This is a genomic window from Vibrio sp. Vb1574 (genome assembly GCF_033338675.1).
This window is the reverse complement of sequence record NZ_JAWOTC010000369.1, coordinates 1-1,127: the sequence shown is the minus strand read 5'-3', so window position 1 is coordinate 1,127 and position 1,127 is coordinate 1. Positions and strand designations below refer to the sequence as shown.

Genomic DNA, 1,127 nt, shown 5'->3' with positions numbered 1-1,127 from the left:
AACGACTCGCTCAATCGTTAAACGTTTCACCTCGCGTGCATTTTCACGGAGTCGTATCCGATATCCCTCTCTTTCTCAGCGATATGGATATCTACGTGCAATCTTCCCACGTTGAAGGATTTGGGCTCGCCGCCGTAGAAGCGATGGCAGCAGGTTTGCCCGTACTCTCGTCCGATGTACCGGGATTAGATGAGGTTACCGGCAGCTCAGAATATCTGTTCGAAGTCGGTGATAGCAATCGGCTTGCACAAAAGGTTGCAGAGCTTTGCGAAGACGCGGCTCTTTACAATTCGGCAAGTCATTATTCCGTCAACCGAGCCAAACTCTACACCATCGACAAATTTCGAGAGGGCTATTATGGAATCTACCAACAGCTCTGTACCGATAAGTAATACCGTTCCACTCCTTGCAGCTATTACTCTGGCACTGTTTTTTGTCCCAGTGAAATTCGCTGTAGGTGGCGTGGCACTTGCGCCTTCCGATATCGCAAGTTTGCTTTCTGTTGGCTTAATCGCCTTGATCATTTTAGAAGGAAGAGCAAAGCAACTGTTGCACCCATGTATCGGATTCTTGGTGCTGTTTACTGGATATGTATTTATCAATGGTTTGTTGAACAGAGTGCCTTTGGCCCCACTATTGATCGAAACCGTTCAGTGGCTAGCCATTCTTTGTCTACTGAGCTTACTTTACGCTTACGGAGCATTTGATGATGAGCGAGTGATGGTCTATTTCACCTACCTACTTTTTATCATCTGTGGTCTAGTCGCAGCGTGGCACTTCGCCCAAGGCTATCAAAGCGGATTTAAATTACTCGGAGTCAGTAAATACGGATTTGGAGTGTTGTGCTCGCTACTCTATTTGTATCGCGACAAAATTCGCCTGTTCCCTTTTTTGATGCTAGTTGCATTTTCGCTACTCGTGTTATCTCAAGAACGAAAAGCTCTGCTGGGCTTTTGTTTGCTGTTTTTTCTCGATCAGATTTTTATTAAAAACTGGATGCGAAAAACCATCAGTGAAACCTATACATGGATGCTTCTCTTGGCGTTGGCATTTGTGGTTATTGGAACAGTCTCCACCACGCTCTACGTCGGTTTTGATGCTCTTGCCGATAAACTGGAGATCACTCA

Annotated in this window: 1 protein-coding gene and 1 pseudogene; both read left to right on the top strand. The window is 45.7% G+C overall.

Annotation, left to right across the window (positions count from 1 at the left end; translation table 11 throughout):
* Positions 1 to 392, top strand: a 392-nt coding sequence (locus R7O12_RS26240) for a glycosyltransferase family 4 protein (RefSeq protein WP_318126992.1), incomplete at its 5' end; no start/stop codon positions are given.
* Positions 358 to 1,127 (top strand): annotated as a pseudogene (locus R7O12_RS26235) (ligase); the annotation flags it as partial. The gene R7O12_RS26240 and the pseudogene R7O12_RS26235, both read left to right, overlap by 35 nt.